We start from the raw sequence: 19775 nt of genomic DNA, 5'->3' as shown, positions 1-19775 counted from the left end.
GTGATTATCTCCGACGTTTCAGCAGGAAACGGGCGGCAGCCGGTGGCTGACCTGCTCGACACTATAAAACGTAGAAGGATGATGCTGATCGTACCGGTGCTTGCAGGCATTGGTGTCGGCTTCGCAGGGTATCTTACAGCACCAGTCAGTTATGTGTCGGAGTCTGTGCTGGTGCTGGATATGCGGCGATTGCAGGCGCTTCCCAATGAAAGCGCGATCACGCCACTGCCGCAGGACAGTCCGGTTCTGCGTTCCGAACTCGATATCATCAATTCGCGTATGATGGCGCGAAAGGTCATCGACATTCTGCAAGCGGAGAACATTGTCGTGCCGACGGAATTCCGTTCGCGCACGGTGTTGTCGTCTGCTTCGAATACAGGATCGCAGGCGAAGAGCGCACGCGATGTCGATCCGGCCATGCGGGAACGCCAGCAGATCGACCTTCTTCTTTCGCGGTTGCGGGTCACAAATGATGGCCGTTCCTATACGATCTTCATTTCTTATCGCGCTTCCGATCGGGTTTATGCGGCCCAGGTCGCCAATGCCTTTGCCACGGCCTATCTCAATCATCAGATCGACGTGCAGCAATCGGCCACGCGGCGTATCAGCGAATGGCTGGGCGAAAAGCTTGGTACCTTGCGCAGCGATCTTGAAAGTGCCGAAAGTGCTGCGGAAGAGTTCCGCCAGAAGTCGCGGCTTGCGGGCGATCAGGGACAGATCAGCTTTCAGGCCCAGCGCGTCGCGGCGCTGAACAATGAAATTGTCGCCGCAACGGGAGCAGTCTCGCTCGCCGAAGCACGATTGCGCACGGCATCAGAGCTGAAGAACAACAATGAAGCGCCTGCACTGGCCGAGGTGCTGGCTTCGCCTGCGATCCAGACCTTGCGCAATGAGGCAGCACGCGTCGAACGCCAGCTTGGCGAATTGCAGTCGAATGGCGCGTTGAAGAGCGCTGAAATTCCTGTGCTGAAGGCGGAACAGGAAGCGTTGAAGCAGCAGATTTCGAGCCAGGTCGGCGAAATCATCAAGAGCCTTGGCAATGAAATCCAGATTGCGCGCCAGCGGCGCAGCGGACTGGAAGGCGCATTGAAAGATGCGGAAGCCGATCTTGCCGAAGCCAATCAGGCACAAGTCAGGGCCGGGCAGCTGGACCGCGAGGCCAATGCCAGCCGCACGGTCTATGAAAGCTATCTCACGCGTTACAAGCAGCTGATCGAACAGGACGGCATTGCCGCGCCCGAAGCACAGATGATCTCGCCTGCGGAGCCGGCGATGGCCAAGGCCAGCCCGAACCTCGCCAACTGGCTGCTGCTGGGGCTGGGGTTGGGTGGACTGGTTTCACTTGCAGGCACCATGCTGAAGGAAACATTCGACAAGATCAGGCCCGCGCAGACGGCATCTCTGATGCTGCCCGGCATTCCGGCTGCGACGTTGCTGCCGGTTTCGCCGCAGCTGACTGTGCCGCTTCTCGTCAATCGCGGTCTCGATCCGGCAAGCCCGTTCGGTCGTGCAATCAAATCCGTGCACGATCGTCTGCGGGCACTGACACGCGGCCGGGATTCCTTGGCGCTATCCGTCGTATCCCTGTCCGATGGCGAGGGAAAGACCCTGTTGATCACCGCGCTCGCGCAACAGATCGCCGCGACCGGCTTAACGGTTGCAGTCATCGATGCGACAAACAAGCGGTCGGGCCTGTCGGAGGCCTTCGGGCTTCCGCATGGCGATTACGGTGCTGTTTCTACAGGGCGTCCGCTTTCCGGCGCAACGCTCGTGCATGATCACGGTTCGGGGATCGATATCATCAAGCCGAACAGACAGATGCGTGACGGAGACTGGCTGGCCGAGCTGATTGCCCAGTTGCGCGCGGATCACAAGATCATCCTCGTCGATCTGCCGGCGGTCATGGAAGACAAGCGCTCGGTTCTCCTGTCGCGGGCGACGGATACGGCGCTTCTTGTGGTTCCGTCCGACCGACAGGACCAGCTTGCGACCAATGCATTGATACAGACGATGGCGTCGTTCGGTCGCAAGCCCGCGCTGGCGGTCGTGAACCATAATTCTTCGTCTTATCGCAGCTGGATAGTGCTCCCCGTGGTGCTTTGCGGACTGGGCTTGCAGAAAGCACGGCGGAGCATAAGCGCGATCTTCGCGCGGCGCCGGAAACCAGATGCGGATGGCGCACAGGAACAGGCGTGAGGGCAAACCATGTCATACAGGATCATCAAGAAACGCATTGGTACCCATCTTCGGGCCACTATGCTTTCGGGCCTCATTCTGGTCGGCGGGACTTTTGGAGCGCTTGCGGACGGACAAGCCTATCGGGTTGGCGCAAATGACGTGCTGCAGGTAACCGTTTATGGGCAACCGTCACTCACCGGGCTTTACCCGGTCGATGTGGACGGCAATATCGGTTATCCGGTCGTGGGTAATATTTCCGTCACCGGGCTGACCACCAATGAGATCAGCGAGAAGATCGCGGGATCGCTATCCCAGCATATTCCGGGACTGACGGTCACAGCAACGATCAATCAATATGCGCCGGTATTTGTCGTTGGCGATGTGAAGGCGCCGGGAAAATATCAGTTCCGGCCCGGAATGGTGGTGCTTGAACTCATGGCGCTGGGTGGCGGAGCCGGAAAAGCGGAATCTCCAGCCCTGACTGCCGGGATGCAGCTTATTTCCGCGCAGCAGGAATATGTCGACCTGCAGATGCAGATCACTGCCATGGCAATCCGGCGGGCCCGTTTCGAGGCGGAACTGAACGGCACGGATTTTACTTATACTCTGCCGGATCAGGCGGCTGCGAACAAGGAAACCGTGGCCCTGACGCAGAAGATGCTGGACGGTGAAAAGACAGTGTTCAACGTCCGCCGCAGCAATCTTGCTGCCGAGCGTAGGGCGCTTGAAGCGCAAGCAGCGAGCTATGGCGATGAAATCCAGACCCTGCAGCAGAGTATCAAGCTGCACGACACCGAAATCGGGCTGTTGCAGGAGAATGTGGATTCCAGCAAGTCACTGGTGGATCGCGGCCTGGCCGCAAAATCCAACCTGCGCGACATGGAACGTGATCTGTCGGCCACACGGCGAGCCGCACTGGAGCTTGCTTCGTTTCTTGCACGGGCGAGACAGAACCAGCTTGCCATGGAGCAGCGCATCGCCAATCTGGAAGAAATTCGCAAAAGCGAAGCGGCTACCAATTTGCAGGATATTGACCTCAACATTGCCCGCATGGAGCGCCGCAGCAATACACAACTCCAGGCTATGGCCGAGATCGCCAAGTCTTCCGGTAATATTTCCGCGGCCACGCTGCGCCAGAAACTGGTGTTCTCGATCAGTCGTATCGTGAATGGCAGCTTTCAGGATATCGTCGCCAACGAAAGCACGGAAATCAAACCGGGTGACATCCTGCGCGTCGAGCTGGATATGAGCAGGGTTGGCGGCTCGCCGTCATAGGTTGAGAGTTTCACTTCAATGGAAGTTTAGGAAGGCGCGGCGTCTCTTCGTGCTTCGGGACGACGCTGCGCGTCTCCCCGGCATGAGGGATGCCGAGGAGACTTGTCCAGGATCGACAATGTCGAAGAAAACGTCGCGCTTGATCGGAAAAGCGGGTCCCGCTTTTCCGGGGGCTTCAAGCGGCGACAGGATCGGCGGCTTCCTCCAACCAATCGCGATAGACTTCACGCAGGCCGTCCTCCAGACGAATTTGCGGCTTCCAGCCCAGCGCCCGCATCCGCGACGTGTCGAGGAGTTTGCGCGGTGTACCGTCCGGTTTGCTGAGGTCGTGTTCAAAGCGACCTTCGTAACCGACGACGCGGGCAACGGTCAGTGCCAGATCCTTAATCGAAATCTCTTCACCCGTCCCGATGTTCATCGGCTCGACGCCTTCATAGAAACGCAGCATGTGCAGGCAGGCATCGGCAAGATCATCCACATGCAGGAACTCCCGCAAGGGCTTGCCGGTGCCCCAGAGCGTCACATGGTCGGTCCCTCGCACCTTGGCCTCGTGAATCCGGCGGATCAATGCCGGCAGGACATGCGAGGTGTTGGGATCAAAATTGTCGTTTGGACCGTAAAGATTGGTCGGCATCGCCGTCATGAAGTGATTACCATATTGCCGTGCGCAAGCCCGCGCATATTCAAGCCCCGCGATCTTGGCGATGGCATAGGCTTCGTTGGTCGCTTCCAGCGGGCCTGTCATCAGGGCATCCTCGGTGAGAGGCTGCGCTGCGTCGCGGGGATAGATGCAGCTTGATCCGAGCCACAACAGGCGTTCGACACCGTTCTGATGGGCAGTGCGGATGAGGTTCATGCCGATGGCGAGATTGTCATAGAGAAAATCTGCCGGATATTGCGAATTGGCAAGGATGCCGCCAACGCGGGCGGCAGCGATGATGATGACATCCGGCTTGCGACCGCTGATGAAATTCTCCGTCGGTCCCTGCCGGGTCAGATCGAGTGCGCTGTGCGCTGCAGTGATGATGTCGCAATCCGTGCCTTGCAGGCGGCGCAGAATGGCCGAACCGACCATGCCAGTATGCCCGGCAACGAACACCTTCTTGCCTTCGAGTGAATAAAACGGAGCGGGGGTGATGTCAGCCGTAGAAGTCATTGCGTCCAACCTCCCGCATGATGTTGCGCAAATCCCAGTCGACCATCTCGGTGACAAGATTGTCGAAGCCGGTCGTATGCTGCCAGCCGAGGCGATTTTTCGCCTTGGATGCATCGCCGAGCAGGAAGTCGACCTCGTTCGGACGGAAATAGCGAGGATCGATCTCTATCAGGCAATTGCCGGATTTTCGGTCGCGGCCGATTTCTTCCACGCCGTTGCCGTGCCACTCGATCTCCTTGTCGACGGCCTTGAAGGCGTGTTCGACAAACTCGCGCACCGTGTGCGTTTCGCCGGTCGCCAGCACGTAGTCGTCGGCGGTGTCTTCCTGCAGGATACGCCACATGCCCTCGACATAATCACGCGCATGACCCCAGTCGCGACGGGCATCGAGATTGCCGAGCCGAAGCCTGTCTTGCAGGCCGCGTTCAATGGCCGCGACAGCACGGGTGATCTTGCGGGTAACGAAGGTTTCGCCGCGAAGCGGGCTTTCGTGATTGAACAAAATGCCGTTGGAGGCATGGAAGCCATAGGCGTCGCGGTAGTTTACCGTCGTCCAGTAGGCATAGAGCTTTGCCGTCGCATAAGGACTGCGCGGGGCGAAAGGCGTCTGTTCGTTCTGTGCCTGGGGCGAGCTGTTACCGAAGAGTTCCGACGTGGAAGCCTGATAGAAACGGCATGTCTTGCCGAGACCCAGAATACGCATGGATTCGAGCAGACGCAGCGTGCCGAGCGCATCGGCATTGGCCGTATATTCAGGCGTTTCAAAGCTTACCTGAACATGGCTTTGCGCGCCGAGATTATAAATCTCGTCGGGCCGCACTTCCTGAATGACACGGCACAGATTGGTTGCATCGGTCAGGTCACCGAAATGCAGGCGGAAGCGAATGTCCTCCTCATGCGGGTCCTGATAGAGATGATCGATACGCGCAGTGTTGAACGAGGAAGACCGCCGTTTCAGACCATGTACGCGATAGCCTTTTTTGAGCAGAAGCTCGCTTAGATAAGCGCCGTCCTGTCCGGTCACACCGACGATGAGAGCTGTTTTCTCTTGCAAGGGCTTCCCTCCGACCAAAGCTTTCCAAAGCTGCAATGAAACCATGTTAGCGATTTCCTGCGTGGGCAGAACGGCTCCAAAACGGCAATTGCGGGCCGGAACATCCCTCTTCGGATGAGGCTTGAGGCGCGCCCGGTATGTCCGGTTTCACCCAAAGAGGTAGGCAGTTCGCCCGGTGTCGGTGCGTGCCATGCCTTTGTGTTTCTTGCGGTATCTGCTGCGCAGTTGCGATGCTCGTTTCAACGGGATCGAACAACAGGATGTGAAATCATGCGTGTGGTGCTTGCCAATCGTTACTTCTACCCGGACCAGTCGGCGACGAGCCGGATGGTGACGAGCCTTGCCCATACGCTTGTGCGTGAAGGCATCGAGACGACAGTGCTGGCAAGCCGCAGCTATCACGACAAGCGGAAGGACGTGTTGCCCGCGCGTGAAACGATCGACGGCATAGATGTGCATCGCATATGGACCTCGGGCTTTGGTCGGGGCAAGCTTGTCGGGCGCGCGGTCGATTATGCAACCTTTCATCTGTCCGCGGCCGCCTGGTTTGCATCCAATGCCCACAAGGACGATGTCTGCGTCGTCTGTACCGATCCGCCGCTTCTTTCCGTTTCGGCAGCGCTGCCTGTTCGCCTGCGACGCGCAAAACTGGTCAACTGGGTGATGGATCTTTTTCCCGAAACGGCAATGGAACTCGGCCTCATCAAATCCGATACCGTTTCCGGTAAGCTCGCCCTGATCCTGCGCAACTGGTCGATGCGCCAGTCCGCACTGACAATCTGTCCGATAGAACGCATGGCGCATTATCTTTCGACGCGGGATATTCCGGCGGAAAGCCTGAGCGTGGTTCACCACTGGGCCGACCGCAATGAAATCGTTCCGGTGGAGCCGTCGCAGAACCCCTTGCGCCGTGGCTGGGGGCTTGGTCGAAAATTCGTCATCGGTTACTCGGGCAACTTCGGGCGCGCACACGAGTTCAAGACGGTGCTTGATGCTGCGGAGCGGCTCCGGCATATGAAAAGCATCGTCTTTTTGATGATCGGCGAGGGGCAGCAGCGTGGTTTCGTCGAAAGTGAAGTCAAGCGACGCGGCTTGACCAATGTGATGATGAAACCATTCCAGCCCGTGGAAAAGCTCTCCGAGAGCCTTGGCGCGGCCAATGTGCATCTGGTTTCGCTGAAGCCGGAGCTGGAACATTGTATCGTGCCCAGCAAGTTCTATGGCGTCCTTGCGGCGGCCCGTCCGACAATCTTCATCGGTGATACGGAAGGCGAGATCGGCACGATTGTCCGCGATTTTCAGTGCGGTATGGCGCTGAGACCGGGCGATGTCGATGCGTTGATCAACGCGATCCTTCATTTGCGGCATTCGCCTGTGGGGCGCATGTCGATGGGCAACAATGCCCGCTATCTGATGGAAACGGCCTATTCGCGTGAATATGGCGCAGCCGTCTGGCAGTCGGCCATCTCGCGGCTTGAGGAAAAGGTGGTGCCACAGGCCATGCCGGTTCTCGACCGGCAGTTCCAGCCGAGGGAATTATGATGGATGGGTCGGTCGTTGTCAGCCAGTTGGGCGCCCGCCGGCACTATGCAGTCCCGCGGATTTTTGCGAATAATCAGAAGCTGGCACATTTTTATACGGACATATGCGCTTTTCAGGGATGGCCACGTTTCCTCAACAGCTTGCCCTCCAATGCACTCCCATCCTCTGTTCGGAGATTGATTGGACGCAAGCCCCAGGGAATTCCCCAACAACAGATGACAACCTTTCCGGGCTTCGGACTGCATTCCGCAGTACGCAGACTGGCGAACCAGACCGGGCCGAAATCCACTGCCAATGCAATATGGGCTGGTGAAACCTTCGGAAGGCTGGTCGCCGAAAGCGGATTTCACGGCGCAAGTGGTGTCTATGCCTTCAGCGGTGAAGCTGTTGAACTGTTGTCGGCTGCACGAAAAATGGGTCTCTGGACAGCGGTCGATCAGGTGATCGCGCCGCGCGCCATCGTCGACCAGCTTGGTTATGAAGAGGAATTGTTGAACCCGGGTTGGCAATTGCCGCTCGAAAGCGATGGATATTCCGAGGCTTTCGCGGAGCGTGAACGAGCTGAATGGCAGCTGGCCGATGTGGTTGTGTGTCCATCACCTTTTGTTGCCCGTCATGTGGTTGAAGAAGGTTGTGCTCCCGAAAAAATCGTGGTGGTTCCGACAGGTGTCGATACGCGTTTCCAGGTTGAACGGAAACCACGGGCACCAGGCAAATTGCGCGTGCTGACAGTGGGCGCGGTTGGCTTGCGCAAAGGTTCACCTTATGTCGGCGGGGTTTCCCGATTACTGGCGGGAGAGGTGGAATTCCGGATGGTCGGCCCGCTGGAACTGTTGCCGGAAGCACAGAAGAAGCTCGCCGCCTCGGTCGAATTGACAGGCCCCATTCCGCGCAGCGAGATGCGCAAGCAATTTGAGTGGGCCGATGTTTTTCTGTTGCCTTCGTTATGCGAAGGGTCGGCGATTTCCGTTTATGAAGCGCTGGCCGCTGGGCTGCCTGTAATTTGTACGGAGAATACGGGCAGTGTCGTTCGCAACGGTATCGACGGCTATATCGTGCCTATCCGGGATGTCATGGAGACAACGGAAATCCTGCGGGAACTTGCAGGCAATCCGGCAGCGCTGGAACGGATGGGCGAAAGCGCCCGCGAACGCGCGGCTGATTTTACTTTATCGCGTTATGGCGAACGGTTGACCTCAGCAATCTTTCGGGAGAAGGCGGCATGAACATTGTCCACGTCATCGGTTCCTACGACCCTGCCAAGGGCGGCCCGCAAGCCGTCGTGGTGCGGCTTGCAGCAGCGCAGGCAACGCTCGGTCATGAAGTGACAATCGTAAGCTATAGCGATGATGAAGTGAGCGGTCGCGCCGTCAGCGCCACGGCCACAATCCCCGGTTTCGACAAGGTGTGCACCCTGCTTCTGCCAATGCCTGACCTGCGGGAAACCTTGTTCGGCGGGGCTGCAGCAAAAGCAATGGAGATGCTGCTGCGCTCGGCAGATTTTGTGCATCTTCATGGCATATGGGAAACCAATCTGTTGCGGGCATCAATGCTTTGCCGCCGCTATCGTGTGCCATATTGCGTATGTTGTTGCGGTATGCTCGACGTGTGGAGCATGCAACAGAGCGCATGGAAGAAGAAGATCGCGATGATGCTCGGCTTTCGTCGTATGCTCGACGGTGCGGCCTTCATCCACGCACTGAATGCGGATGAAATCGAGCTGATGCGGCCGCTTGGCCTGAAATCACCCTCGATGATTATCCCGAACGGAATTTTCCTCAATGAAGTCGAGGGCGACAAGGATATTGCCGTGCGCGGATTGCCGGAACGGCCCTACATACTTTTTCTGTCGCGGCTGCACTACAAGAAAGGTCTTGATATACTTGCCGATGCCTTTCGTCGTGTTGCCACCTTGTTCCCTGATGTGGATCTGGTTGTCGCGGGTCCCGATGGTGGTGCGGAAGAAGATTTTCGGCAGCGTATTCGTCAATACGGGCTTGAGACGCGGGTACACATGACAGGCGGGCTCTATGGTCCGGCGAAGATCGCTGCCCTGAAACAATCGGCCTGTTTTTGCCTGCCAAGCCGTCAGGAAGGATTCAGCGTCGCCATAACCGAGGCGCTGGCCTGCGGCGTACCGGTTGCGATTACCGATGCGTGCCATTTTCCGGAAGTCGCTGAAGCCGGTGCCGGTGTGGTCTGTTCACTCGACCCGATGGCTGTGGCTTCAGCGCTTGAGCAAATTCTGGAAGACCCGGATCGCGCGAAACGCATGGGTGCGGCTGGTGCCAGACTTGTGCGGGCCAACTACACCTGGCCACGCATCGCTCTCCAGACAATTGCGGCCTATCAGAGCTTTCAATCGCAAAAAAGCGGCGCCGTTGCGGGCCGCAAGGCGCTCCGGTCCGTTCCTGCTTCCTGATTGTCAGGGCTTCCGTCGGGGTCTCACGGGCTTGGCCGGATTGCCGACATAGACCATCCATGGTTCCATATCACGGAAGCCGACCCCGCGTGCGCCAAGAACTGCGCCTTCACCGATGGTCACGCCCGGCCCGACAAAGGCTTCAGCTGCAACCCAGCCATAAGGCCCGATGTGAATGGGTGCTGCTATGAGGGGAAAATCCGCCTGATCGATATTGTGCCCCGCCGTGCACAGATGCGCGCGTTGTGAAACGATGGCGAATGGGGCAAGCGTTACGTGCGCTACGTTATAGCAGAGCACACCCGGTCCCAGCGATGAATGAGCACCCATGGTCAGATTGCCCGGCCACCAGATACGCGCACTGCCGCGCACGATGGCGGTCTTGTGAACCTTCGCGCCGAAGGCGCGCAACACCGCGCCACGCCAGCGCCACAGGAAAGATGGCGTCCATGCCGCCAGTAACAACCAGCTTGCCTGCCAGCACAGACGCTGAACACGGTGTCCGAGTGTGAAGGTCGCGCCGCCTTCCATGGGGCGCGACGCGTTCATTCTGCCTGAAATGCCATCCAGTTGGCGCGATTTACCGGTTTCTCCGGCGAACGTCCCTTTGTGGTCTGACGTCACGGTCATGATGACCATCCTTCCTGAAACCTGGCCCCCGCAATGCTGATCGCGCCACTTTGTGATGGCGGAAGCGGGAGCTGGATTGATCGATTGCGGATTACGCAGAACGACAGAACGGGAATGAGGAACAATGCCATGTGAATCCAGACAGGCACGACCCAATCCGTGTGATGAGAAATTGAGTGCATGGCCGGAACAATGGAAAGCATATACACCAATTGTCCGAGCATCTCGCCTGCCATTGCCGTTTCCCAAAGTCTGCGCATGGCCCAGGCAAGCAGCAGGAATTTCAGGGCTCCGAAATACCAGAATGACAAGAACGCATCGACCAATCCCGTTTCGGTCGAGCCTGTCAGAGGGTTGTAATCGCGGCTGGGTCCCGGGACATCGAGATAGAGCGCTTCCTTGATGCGACTACCCACAAGTTGCGCCGGAACGAATGTAAAGACGATACGGTTCCAGTGATATTTGCCGTAATCAAACTCGAGCCGCCGATCAATTTCATCAATACGTTGCACGGCATTGCGCATTTCCGGACCACCACGGTCAAGGGTAGCGCGAAAATTGGCGGCATAGTCGATCTCCAGAATCTCATCGAGAACAAAGCTCGCATCCGCACGGGTTACCTGTCGATAATCGCCCATACTGGTCATCAGAAATGTGCCAGCCAGAATGCTGATTGCCATGATTGTTCGAGGTACGACAATCCGTCGGTAGAACCAGAAGGCGAGAAGGAACATGAGGACCAGCTGGATGGTCTCTGCGCGTTTTCCTGTGACCAGAATACGGTCCAGATAGAAAACCAGATCGAACAGGATGATCGCGATGGCGAACCAAGACGGACGCCGTGCGAAACACAGGACGGCGATGGCCAGGCCATAGGGCATGAGCTGTGCAAAGAAGAGGTACACCACCGGCATACCAGTCATTTGTACGCCGATGGAGACGTCTCCTGGAAGGCGGCTAAGGAGGAAATAGAAGACAGCGCCGAAAGCCGACAATCCGGCTGCAGCCCAGAGCAGTCTGCGTTCGCTGAAACTCATGCTGAGAAACTGAATCGGCTTTCTCGTCAGACGCCATCCAAGCATCAGCATTGCGAACGACAGAATGCCCATGATCATCGTCTTGGCGTAAGCGCCGGAAGGCAGAAACTGATCATATACGAGGGCGGGAAGCTGCGGCAGCAGGAAGCCGAAGGTCATCACCCCTGCAAGAAACGGAAACTGATACATGCGTTCCGGTCTGGAGAAGAGACCGCCAGCCAGAAGGCAGAGGACGCAACCGACGAAAATCCAGGTGAGTGAGAGGTTCATTGTGTAACCCCCGCATCAGCGCATACATCCGAAAGATCGGGTGCCGGTTCATCCGCGGAAAGGTCGTGTGGGAAGATGCGGCCTGAAATCAGATACCAGCCAAGTTTCACATATTCCTTGACGACGAGTTCCATGTCCGTGGGTGTTGTCGGAAAACCGGGCCGACCGTCATCGCCGCCGATGGGAGACGAGATGAAACGCATCTGGGGGCAGGCGGCGCGAAAGCTCGCTATGGCGCGGCGCGAGTGATACCAGTTGGTCACGATCAGCGCACTTCTGGCCTGTATTTCGCGCATGAGGGGCGCGGAAAATCGGGCATTCTGCCAGGTGCTGCCCGATTGGCATTCCACAAAAATCGCCGATGGTGTCACGCCTTTGCGCACCATGATCCGTTTGTTGGAGAGACAATCCCCGTCGCCGGTAACAAGGATCACCGGTGAGCGGCCTTCCTTCCAGAGACGTGCGGCCTCCGCCGCGCGGGGTGGTCCGTCTCCGCCGGGTACGACGATCACATCAGCTCTGCCGCCATCATCCTGCAAGGTCAGAACAGGTTCCGAGAAGAACATGGCGACCAGTCCGAACAAAACGGCACAGGGCAGAATAATGGGCAGCATCATACCATACGCCGTTCTGGTGCTTCGGTTTCCAAAGGGCGTCTGACTGATGATGATTCAGCCAGAAGCGCCGATTGGCGCTGGCGTTGCTCTTCCATCTTGATCACGATCATGAACTCGTAAGCCGAAAGCAGGCGGCAATAGAGATAGCCGGGCTTGCCGTCGAGGAAGCCACCGCGCAGCACATACATGTAGAAGAAGCGCAAGGTCGGCCGACACGGCAAATTGTAGGACAGGGATTTCATGGCGCGCCGACGCCGTTCCGGATTGCCTGACAGGAGGCCACCCCAATCGACGCGCCGCTCAAGAAGCCGCGCTGCTGACAAATCCGCTTCAACGGTGGAATAGAGATTGTGTTTGTCGTACCAGGCGGCGAGCCCCTTGTTGAAGCTGTAATGGATGAAATGCGCCTGTAACTGGCCGCTCGGACCTCCGGTTGCGCGTGCATGGATCGAACGCTCGAAGCGTACGCGATCCGGCCTGACCAGCCGGGTGATCCATGTCGGATAGAGGCTTGCATGGCGTATCCAGCGCCCCATGAACATGTTCTTGTAGCGAAGCCGGAAAAACACTTCCGGTCGGTCGAGATCAGCGGTGACCGACAGTATTTCATCTCGCAGATCCGGCGGTGTGATTTCGTCCGCGTCGGGTGTATAGACCCAAAGATGTTTGAACTCGATTTCCGTCAGCCCGTACATGCGCTGGCGGTCCTCGGTGTCATAGACGCGCTGATAGACGCGCGCGCCCGCTGCTTTGGCGATTTCCACGGTACGATCAGTGCTGAATGAATCGAGCACCACGATATCGTCGCACCAGTCGAGTGAGGCGAGGCATGCAGGTAGATTGACTTCCTCGTTAAGCGTTCTGATGAGGACGGACACAGTCATGAAGTTGCCCCTGGATAAGTGATGTTCGGTTTGGTGGTCGGGTTGGCCTCGGCCATCGAAGCGGTAACGATCGGACGTGCGCCTCTGGTCATGCGCAGCACGAAGAGCGTGTGCGCTGCGGCAGGGATCGCCAGCGCCAGAAGCATCGGCCAGACGGGTATGTCGAACCGGATGGCGATGTAGGCGATGGCTCCCGCCAGAAGATTGAGCGCCATGACCGCTACGGCTGTTTGCCCGCAGGAAAGGCCCGCATCCATCAGCAGATGATGCAGATGCTGCCGGTCCGGCGAGAACGGGCTTCTGCGTACAGACATGCGGCGCACGATCAGGCTCAGCGTATCAATGACTGGCACGATCACGATCCAGATCAGGACGGGAAAGGCGACGGCGGCGGTTCCGCTTGCAAGGATGAGGATAAATCCGGCAAGGGCTGCACCGAGAAATGTGCTGCCGCCATCGCCAAGGAAAAGGCTTGCTCGGGTGCGCCAGCGATGCCGCATGTTGAAAACCAGAAAGCCGAGGCAGGCAGCAGCAAGGGCGAGCGCCTGGAGCCCGAGGCGATGTTCGCCGATCCCGAAGCCGATGACGGCCAGCCAGAAGAATGCGGCAGCACTCGCCGACCCTGCCAGTCCGTCCACGCCGTCACTCATATTGACCGCATTGACGAGGCCGACAATGAAAGCAAGCGCGATAATCAGGAAAAGCGGTCCGGTCAGGACCTGTATAAGCATTTCCGGAGTGGACGTGGCGGCAGTTTCGATGCCGTCGGAAGCAAGCCCGAGATAGGTCTGCGTCACCCCGGTGATAGCAATTATCAGGAAGGCTGCGAGCAACTGGATTGCAAGGCGCGGCGCGACAGGCAGGTTGAAACGGTCATCGAGAACACCGGCGACGAGGATGAGCACAAGCCCTGGCAGCAAGGCCATGGCATTGGCATGTCCTGAAACGCCAAACGCCAGAAACGTGGCTGCGGAAAACGAGAGGAAAATGGCAATGCCCCCGCAAAGCGGGACATTCCCGTCATGCCTCTTGCGGGCATCAGGAATGTCGATGAGATGCCATTCGCGTGCCAGCCCCCGAAAGCCGAGGCAGAAAGCGACGGAAAGAGCGAAGGCCAGAAGCGTGATCCAGGAAAGACTCGTCATGTCTCCTCCGAGGCGCGTGCAAAAGATCAAACTCCCGAAATTTTTACGCACTGACACTGCTATCCACGACTTGGCTTTAGAGCGTGCCGCATACTCCTTTCAGGTCAGGTGCTAACACCAAGGGCGACATTTCGTGCCTGTGGCAAAGGATTATTCTGAGCGAGGATTGGAAAATTGCGCCTGCGGACGCTTTTGCCCGCGCTGTCATGAATGGGGGATGAAACGATGATGCAGAAAACGCTGGCGGTGCCAGAGAATACCTGTTGGAGCGGATCATGAATGGCAGTCGCAGGGGTTTCCTCATGGCGGCGCTCGAACAATATGCAGGGCTGCTCTTCAATTTTGTGACGGTGGCTGCGGTGTCACGTGTTCTGGGGCCAGCCGAAACCGGAATGGGTGTGATAGGCTTGAGCCTTACGGCAGTCGTGTTTTCGCTGCGCGAATTCGCCAGTCCCGAATTTTTGATAAAGATCGATAAGGTACGCGATCAGGACATCCGGACTTCGCTTACTTTTCTGATGGGTGTAACGGTTCTGCTGTCGCTGATCCTGTATTTTGCACTCGGATACTTCGCCGAATCCTATAACGATCCGAAGTTGAAGCTTTTTCTCAGCATCACGATTGTGGCCGCGCTGGTCGAAAGCCTGTCCTTACCGATTGTCGCATTGCTGAAGCGCGACATGGCCTTCGGAACATTGGCGCGCATCCGCACCGCCGGGGCCGGTCTGGGCGCATTGGTAACCATTGCCATGGCCTTCAGCGGTTTCGGGCATATGTGTTTTGCCTTCGGACTGCTGGCAAGCGCGTTGATAACAACGGGGCTGGCTGTCTCGATCCACCCTTTGAAAAATCTGTTCCGCCCGTCATTGGCCAGTTTCGACACGGCCTGGCGGTTCGGGATTTATCTTGGAGGCAATGCTGGTCTGAACAAGATTTGCATGACGCTTCCGCAGCTTCTGCTCGGGCGTTTCATGCCCATATCGGCAGTTGGCATTTACAACCGTGCCGACACTTTGAGCGGTCTGCCGGATCGCATCATCCTTTCAGCCGTCTTCACCGTGGCGTTCCCGATGCTTTCGGCGCAAGTTCGTGCCGGAGCGGATATCAGCCAGTCATACATCCGCGCCTTGTCCTACATTACCGTCGCCTACTGGCCGGCACAGGCATTGCTGGCGCTGCTCGCCTATCCGGCAGTGCACATCGTTCTTGGCCCCGACTGGACTGAATGCGTGCCCATAGTGGCGATCCTCAGCCTTGCCTGCCTTTTCTGGTTTCCTGCGATTCTGACCTATCCCTTGCTGATGGCATTGGGTGAAAACCGCGAAGCTTTCCTGTCCAATCTCATTTCGCGGCTGGTCGCACTCACCGTTATAGGCACGGCTGCATTTTATGGGCTGCTTGCCGTCGCGCTTGGACAGTTCATCAGCTTGCCCATACAGATGGTCATAGCCATCGTTTTCGTGCGCAGGCACGTGGCCTTTTCCTATGCCGTGCTTGGTCGGGAATTGCTGAAAAGCGGTCTTGTGACTCTGATTGCGCTGGCCATACCGCTTGCAATGGTTGCCGCTGATGGCTTCTCGCTGGAAATCCCTTGGACCAGAGGCGTCGTGATGGGCCTCATCGCGGTGGTGAGTTGGCTGGGCGCGCTATTCCTGGTGCGCCATCCCTTCGCTGCCGAGGTCGAGCCATCGCTGAGCTGGCTTTTCGGAAAGCTTCGGGCGCGGCTTGTGCCCCGATCGGCGTCGACCCCTGCAGAATAGGACGGCCTGTCATGGACAAATGCAAATTGGAACAGCCGACAATCGACGTTGTTATTCCCAACTTCAACTATGGTCGCTATCTTTCCGCCTGCGCCAACAGCGTCTTGCAACAATCAGGCGTCAATGTCCGTCTGCTCATCATCGACAATGCCTCGACAGATAATAGCGTCGAGGTTGCAAAGAGCCTTGCGGCCGACGACAGCCGCGTCCAGCTGCTGCTCCGTCAGAAAAATCTGGGGCCGCATGCTTCGTTCAACGAGGGCATAGACTGGGCCGCATCGGAATATTTCCTGATCCTGTGTTCGGATGATCTGCTGGCGAGAGGGGCTCTGGAGAGGGCGACAAGAATGTTGTCGCAACGCGACGACGTTCATCTCGCGCATGGCGCGACGGGCCGGATAAAAGCCGACGATGGTGAAGCTCGTGTGACGGGTGCCACGTCCCCCGCTTCGGACGAGTGGCGGATATGGTCCGGGGAAGAATTCATTGAGTTTGCCTGCCGGCATGCGTTTAACCCGGTTACAGGTCCGACTGCGGTTGTGAGGACTGCGATCCAGAAACAGATGGGATATTACCGCACGTCGCTTTCCCATACTGACGATCTCGAAATGTGGCTTCGCATTGCCACACGCGGTTCCGTCGCCTCTACCGGCCAGATACAGGCTTTTGCGCGGTCGCATCCCCAGAACCGGTCGGCGACGGTGAATGGTATTCTGTCCTGGAACCGCGAGTTCGAGGCGGGATTCCGGTCCTTCTTCGATCATGAAGGCGCCAGCTTGCCGCATCAACACCGTCTGTTTGCAATGGTTCAGGATTGCCTTACCAAACGGGCTTATTGGTCAGCGATCTCCAATCTGGCGCGGAGGCCGAAAGTGGCGGGTTCGCTGATGGCATTCGCGCTGAAGCGGGAGCCCTTGCTCGCTGTCATGCCACCCTTCGACTATCTGTTGAAGCGTTCCGCGTGGCGAAGCGGACGTGGCGCCTAGAACGCATCCCGAGAAATCCGAAACGATTTTCGGATCAAGGTGTGTGTAAAAACAAAAAGATAGGGCATTTCCAAACACGTACTAGTTCGGTCGTAGTGACTGAATGGCTGGATCAGCCGTACTCCTGACATTGTCGAGAAATGTGGTGTGAAGAAGCTCTTCCTGTCGTGCCAGCCGGCTGCGATAGCGCTCCACACCGGCTTTCACCTGCGTGGTCAAAATCGTTCGATGCTCGAAAGCAAAGTCGACTTGGGAGAGGATTGTTTCAGGATCAAAACTGTCAATCCGGTGGCAGAATGCCGCCAGTCCGGTATCGTGCAACAAAGCGTCGTTTTTGCTCGCATAAGCCATGGAGATTGTGGGGCGTCCCATGGCCAGCGCGCAGACGATGTTATGGTAGCGGCTTGCGATAACGACGTCGGTTCTGGCGATCTGCTGCATGAGTTCGTGCAGGGAAGCGGATGGTTCAAATGCGACTTTGTTCGCTTCCGCCGGAGCGAGCTGCGCCAGTATATCGCGGGCCGCCTCTATGTCGCCCTTGTCTCCGATCAGCAGACGCACCTGACGCCCGCTGGCCAGAAGCCTGTTCACCAGTGTCGTCACTTTGGAGACATAGTCCCTGTAGATGGCATCGCCATCCTTCTCCATCTTTTTCCACCCGCGATAAGTCATCACGCCGATGCCCACACATTGTTCCGGGCTATCCCGGTTCTGATCTGGAACCGTTGGCAATGCAAAGGCGATATCAGCACTGACGAAATCCTGAGCGGGTTTTACGCCCAGCTGTTTCATGAAGTCATGAGAGATCTGATCTCTATAGGAACGAAAAGACGCCAGCATTGCAGCCTGACGGATGAAGAACCTGCTCCATCGATGATCGACCGGTCCGGCGCCGATCGACACGAAGATCATGCGCGTGCCGGTCAGTCTGGCCGCCAGCGACCAACGCAGTACTGCAAAAGGCCAGCCAAAGGGGTTCTCGTTGAAATCATCCAGTATGCCCGTACCCGGCACAATGATGAGATCGAGCTGAGAAACAAGCAGAAGCGCGCAACTGAAACCAACTGTTCGTCGGGGAAAATGCAGCATCGCTTTGTTGGCTGCCCGGAGCAGCCAGTTGGATGGATCGGGCTGGGAGACCGGATGAGCCGAAAGATCGAATGTCTGCGCAACGATATCGGGTTTGGAGCAGATGCAGACAAGCTGTGCGTCGGGACAGTTACGCTTCAAGAGTTGCAACATGGCTTCCAGCGAACCGTCATTGCCGGTATTGCCGGAACCAAACTGCCCGAAAAGTCCTATTCTCATGCGCGTGTCTCCCGCTGCACCGACAAGCTTAGGCCAGACCGACCTGCAGGAAAACTGGCAGAAGGGTGAACACCATACTCTATTGTAGGATGGGGTGTACCCCTCATAGCCGAAATGCGTGGCAGAGCAATTTCGATACACTGGCCAGCGGTATATCCATTGCCCCCCGATATACCGGAGTAAGGCTTCGAGGGAGTTGTTCCCTCGAAGTCTTGTCTCCCCTGAGGTGTTTCTGTGGCAACAAGGTTCTGGCCATGAAATGTGCTTACTTTGTCCGTCCTCACATAGGCGGGACCTATTCGGTTTTCACGCGTCTGCGCGCCTCGCTTGCCCAGTCGGGCATAGAGCTTCGCTGGCTTGCTGCAGGCGCTGCTGGCGATACGGTCAATGTGCCGACAGGGCAGGGGCTTGATGATGCGCTTCGCAAGGGGGATGCCATCGACCGCATGGGTGTGCTGGATGAAGAAACTCGCGCAAGGCATATGATCAGCTTCCTGCGCGAAAACCATTTCGACGCCGTTTTCGTCAATGTTCTTGCGAACCGTTTCGAAACCAATCTGGCGCGCTATCTGCCCGCCGATATTCTGCGCATCATGATCGTGCACAATATCACACCCGGCACCTACGCGGCGGCGCGGGCAATCCGTGATCATGTTCACGCAACTGTCGGCGTTTCAAAACGCTGCCGTGACGATCTCGTGCGCCAGCATGGTTTCGATGCGTCGCGCACGCTTGTCATCCCGCATGGACTGAACCGGGACATTCACTTGTCGCGCAATGTTCAAAAGCCGGATGAGTCCGGCCCGCTTCGCCTGCTTTATCTGGGGCGGATGGAAGACAACTCGAAGGGCATTTTCTGGCTGCCGAATATTCTGCGCGAGCTCGATTGCTCCTATCACCTGACGGTCGCCGGTAATGGTCCCGACCTGGAACAGCTGCGGCATCGTCTTGCGCCTTTCGGTGACAAGGTTAGTTTTAGTGGCTGGGTTGCGCCTGCCGATGTTCCCTGGCTGGTGAACCAGCATGACGTCATGATCATGCCGTCACGCTTTGAAGGTTTCGGTCTGACGCTCATTGAAGCGATGAGTCAGGGATGCCCGGCGGTCGTCTCGAAGATCGCTGGTGTGACCGATACGATTGTCACCGATGGCGAGGACGGGCTCTTGTTTCCCGTCGGCGATTTCCGTCAGGCTGCGCGTCATATAAACCGGCTTGCACGCGACCGAGAGCTACTTGCCGGCATGGCAGCCGCCGCCCAGCAGAAAGTGGAAACGGTCTTCGACAACGATATTGCTGGTCGAGCCTATGCCGGTCTTCTCGAACATCTCGCGGAGGATCGCCCAGCCATTGCGCCACCACTGGCGCTTTCGCAATGGTCGATGCCGAACGCACTTCATTCCAGTTTGCGCAGTCGCTTGCCAAAACCGGTAAAGAACTGGCTGCGTCAGGTGCGCGAGCGCCTGCATACGAGATGGTCGGCAGCATGATCTGTGAATAAGAAAGGAGAAGGG

General features: G+C 57.5%; 16 protein-coding genes. 8 read left to right on the top strand and 8 right to left on the bottom strand.

From position 1 onward, the window contains the following. Positions 1–2196: a GumC family protein gene (locus ABDF71_RS15880; RefSeq protein WP_010658567.1), complete on the top strand. Its 2196-nt coding sequence runs from the start codon at positions 1–3 to the stop codon at positions 2194–2196. A gap of 9 nt (positions 2197–2205) precedes the next feature. Continuing rightward, entirely contained in the window at positions 2206–3453 is a 1248-nt protein-coding gene (locus ABDF71_RS15875; RefSeq protein ID WP_258124384.1) for a polysaccharide biosynthesis/export family protein, read from the top strand. Between the two features lie 175 nt (positions 3454–3628). On the opposite strand, the gene ABDF71_RS15870 is transcribed toward ABDF71_RS15875, so the two are convergent. Further along, a complete protein-coding gene (locus ABDF71_RS15870; RefSeq protein WP_258124383.1) occupies positions 3629–4609 on the bottom strand; it encodes a GDP-L-fucose synthase family protein in 981 nt (326 codons plus the stop codon). Further along, positions 4593–5663, bottom strand: a complete 1071-nt coding sequence (gmd, locus tag ABDF71_RS15865; RefSeq protein ID WP_010658570.1) for a GDP-mannose 4,6-dehydratase — start codon at positions 5661–5663, stop codon at positions 4593–4595. The genes ABDF71_RS15870 and gmd overlap by 17 nt, the downstream gene beginning before the upstream one ends. 270 nt (positions 5664–5933) lie before the next feature. On the opposite strand from gmd, the gene ABDF71_RS15860 reads away from it, so the two are divergent. From ABDF71_RS15860 to ABDF71_RS15850, 3 genes are read left to right on the top strand one after another with little or no spacing between them, the layout of a single operon-like run. Continuing rightward, on the top strand, positions 5934–7205 hold the full coding sequence (locus ABDF71_RS15860) for a glycosyltransferase family 4 protein (RefSeq protein ID WP_258124382.1): 1272 nt from the start codon (positions 5934–5936) through the stop codon (positions 7203–7205). Next, positions 7205–8431 carry a glycosyltransferase family 4 protein gene (locus tag ABDF71_RS15855; RefSeq protein WP_010658572.1) on the top strand — a complete coding sequence of 409 codons (1227 nt, stop codon included), beginning with the start codon at positions 7205–7207 and terminating at the stop codon, positions 8429–8431. Before ABDF71_RS15860 ends, ABDF71_RS15855 begins: the two co-directional genes overlap by 1 nt. Continuing rightward, a complete protein-coding gene (locus tag ABDF71_RS15850) occupies positions 8428–9627 on the top strand; it encodes a glycosyltransferase (RefSeq protein ID WP_258124381.1) in 1200 nt (399 codons plus the stop codon). Before ABDF71_RS15855 ends, ABDF71_RS15850 begins: the two co-directional genes overlap by 4 nt. Before the next feature lie 3 nt (positions 9628–9630). On the opposite strand, the gene ABDF71_RS15845 is transcribed toward ABDF71_RS15850, so the two are convergent. The 5 genes from ABDF71_RS15845 to ABDF71_RS15825 form a co-directional block, all read right to left on the bottom strand. Continuing rightward, entirely contained in the window at positions 9631–10176 is a 546-nt protein-coding gene (locus ABDF71_RS15845) for an LbetaH domain-containing protein (protein WP_258124431.1), read from the bottom strand. Positions 10177–10253: 77 nt separating this feature from the next. Further along, on the bottom strand, positions 10254–11564 hold the full coding sequence (locus ABDF71_RS15840) for a hypothetical protein (RefSeq protein WP_258124380.1): 1311 nt from the start codon (positions 11562–11564) through the stop codon (positions 10254–10256). Next, entirely contained in the window at positions 11561–12181 is a 621-nt protein-coding gene (locus tag ABDF71_RS15835; protein WP_258124379.1) for a YdcF family protein, read from the bottom strand. The genes ABDF71_RS15840 and ABDF71_RS15835 overlap by 4 nt, the downstream gene beginning before the upstream one ends. Continuing rightward, positions 12178–13065: a glycosyltransferase family 2 protein gene (locus tag ABDF71_RS15830; RefSeq protein ID WP_012092808.1), complete on the bottom strand. Its 888-nt coding sequence runs from the start codon at positions 13063–13065 to the stop codon at positions 12178–12180. Before ABDF71_RS15830 ends, ABDF71_RS15835 begins: the two co-directional genes overlap by 4 nt. Then, positions 13062–14210, bottom strand: coding sequence for an MraY family glycosyltransferase (locus tag ABDF71_RS15825; protein WP_258124378.1), 1149 nt, complete (start codon positions 14208–14210; stop codon positions 13062–13064). Before ABDF71_RS15825 ends, ABDF71_RS15830 begins: the two co-directional genes overlap by 4 nt. A gap of 275 nt (positions 14211–14485) precedes the next feature. Here ABDF71_RS15825 and ABDF71_RS15820 point away from each other — a divergent pair, with 275 nt between their 5' ends. Together ABDF71_RS15820 and ABDF71_RS15815 are read left to right on the top strand one after the other, a co-directional pair. Further along, positions 14486–15970, top strand: a complete 1485-nt coding sequence (locus ABDF71_RS15820) for an oligosaccharide flippase family protein (RefSeq protein WP_029927703.1) — start codon at positions 14486–14488, stop codon at positions 15968–15970. 11 nt (positions 15971–15981) lie between these two features. Beyond that, positions 15982–16956 (top strand): glycosyltransferase family 2 protein, encoded by a 975-nt coding sequence (locus ABDF71_RS15815; protein WP_258124377.1) that lies wholly within the window; start codon positions 15982–15984, stop codon positions 16954–16956. 81 nt (positions 16957–17037) lie between these two features. On the opposite strand, the gene ABDF71_RS15810 is transcribed toward ABDF71_RS15815, so the two are convergent. Further along, positions 17038–18264 (bottom strand): polysaccharide pyruvyl transferase family protein, encoded by a 1227-nt coding sequence (locus ABDF71_RS15810; RefSeq protein ID WP_258124376.1) that lies wholly within the window; start codon positions 18262–18264, stop codon positions 17038–17040. Between the two features lie 254 nt (positions 18265–18518). Here ABDF71_RS15810 and ABDF71_RS15805 point away from each other — a divergent pair, with 254 nt between their 5' ends. Then, positions 18519–19751 (top strand): glycosyltransferase family 4 protein, encoded by a 1233-nt coding sequence (locus ABDF71_RS15805; protein WP_010658582.1) that lies wholly within the window; start codon positions 18519–18521, stop codon positions 19749–19751. The last annotated feature ends 24 nt before the right edge of the window (positions 19752–19775 follow it).

The organism is Ochrobactrum sp. WV_118_8, assembly GCF_039631535.1.
In the GTDB taxonomy this organism is placed as follows: Bacteria; Pseudomonadota; Alphaproteobacteria; order Rhizobiales; family Rhizobiaceae; genus Brucella; species Brucella anthropi.
This window is presented reverse-complemented; position numbering and strand designations above follow the sequence as displayed.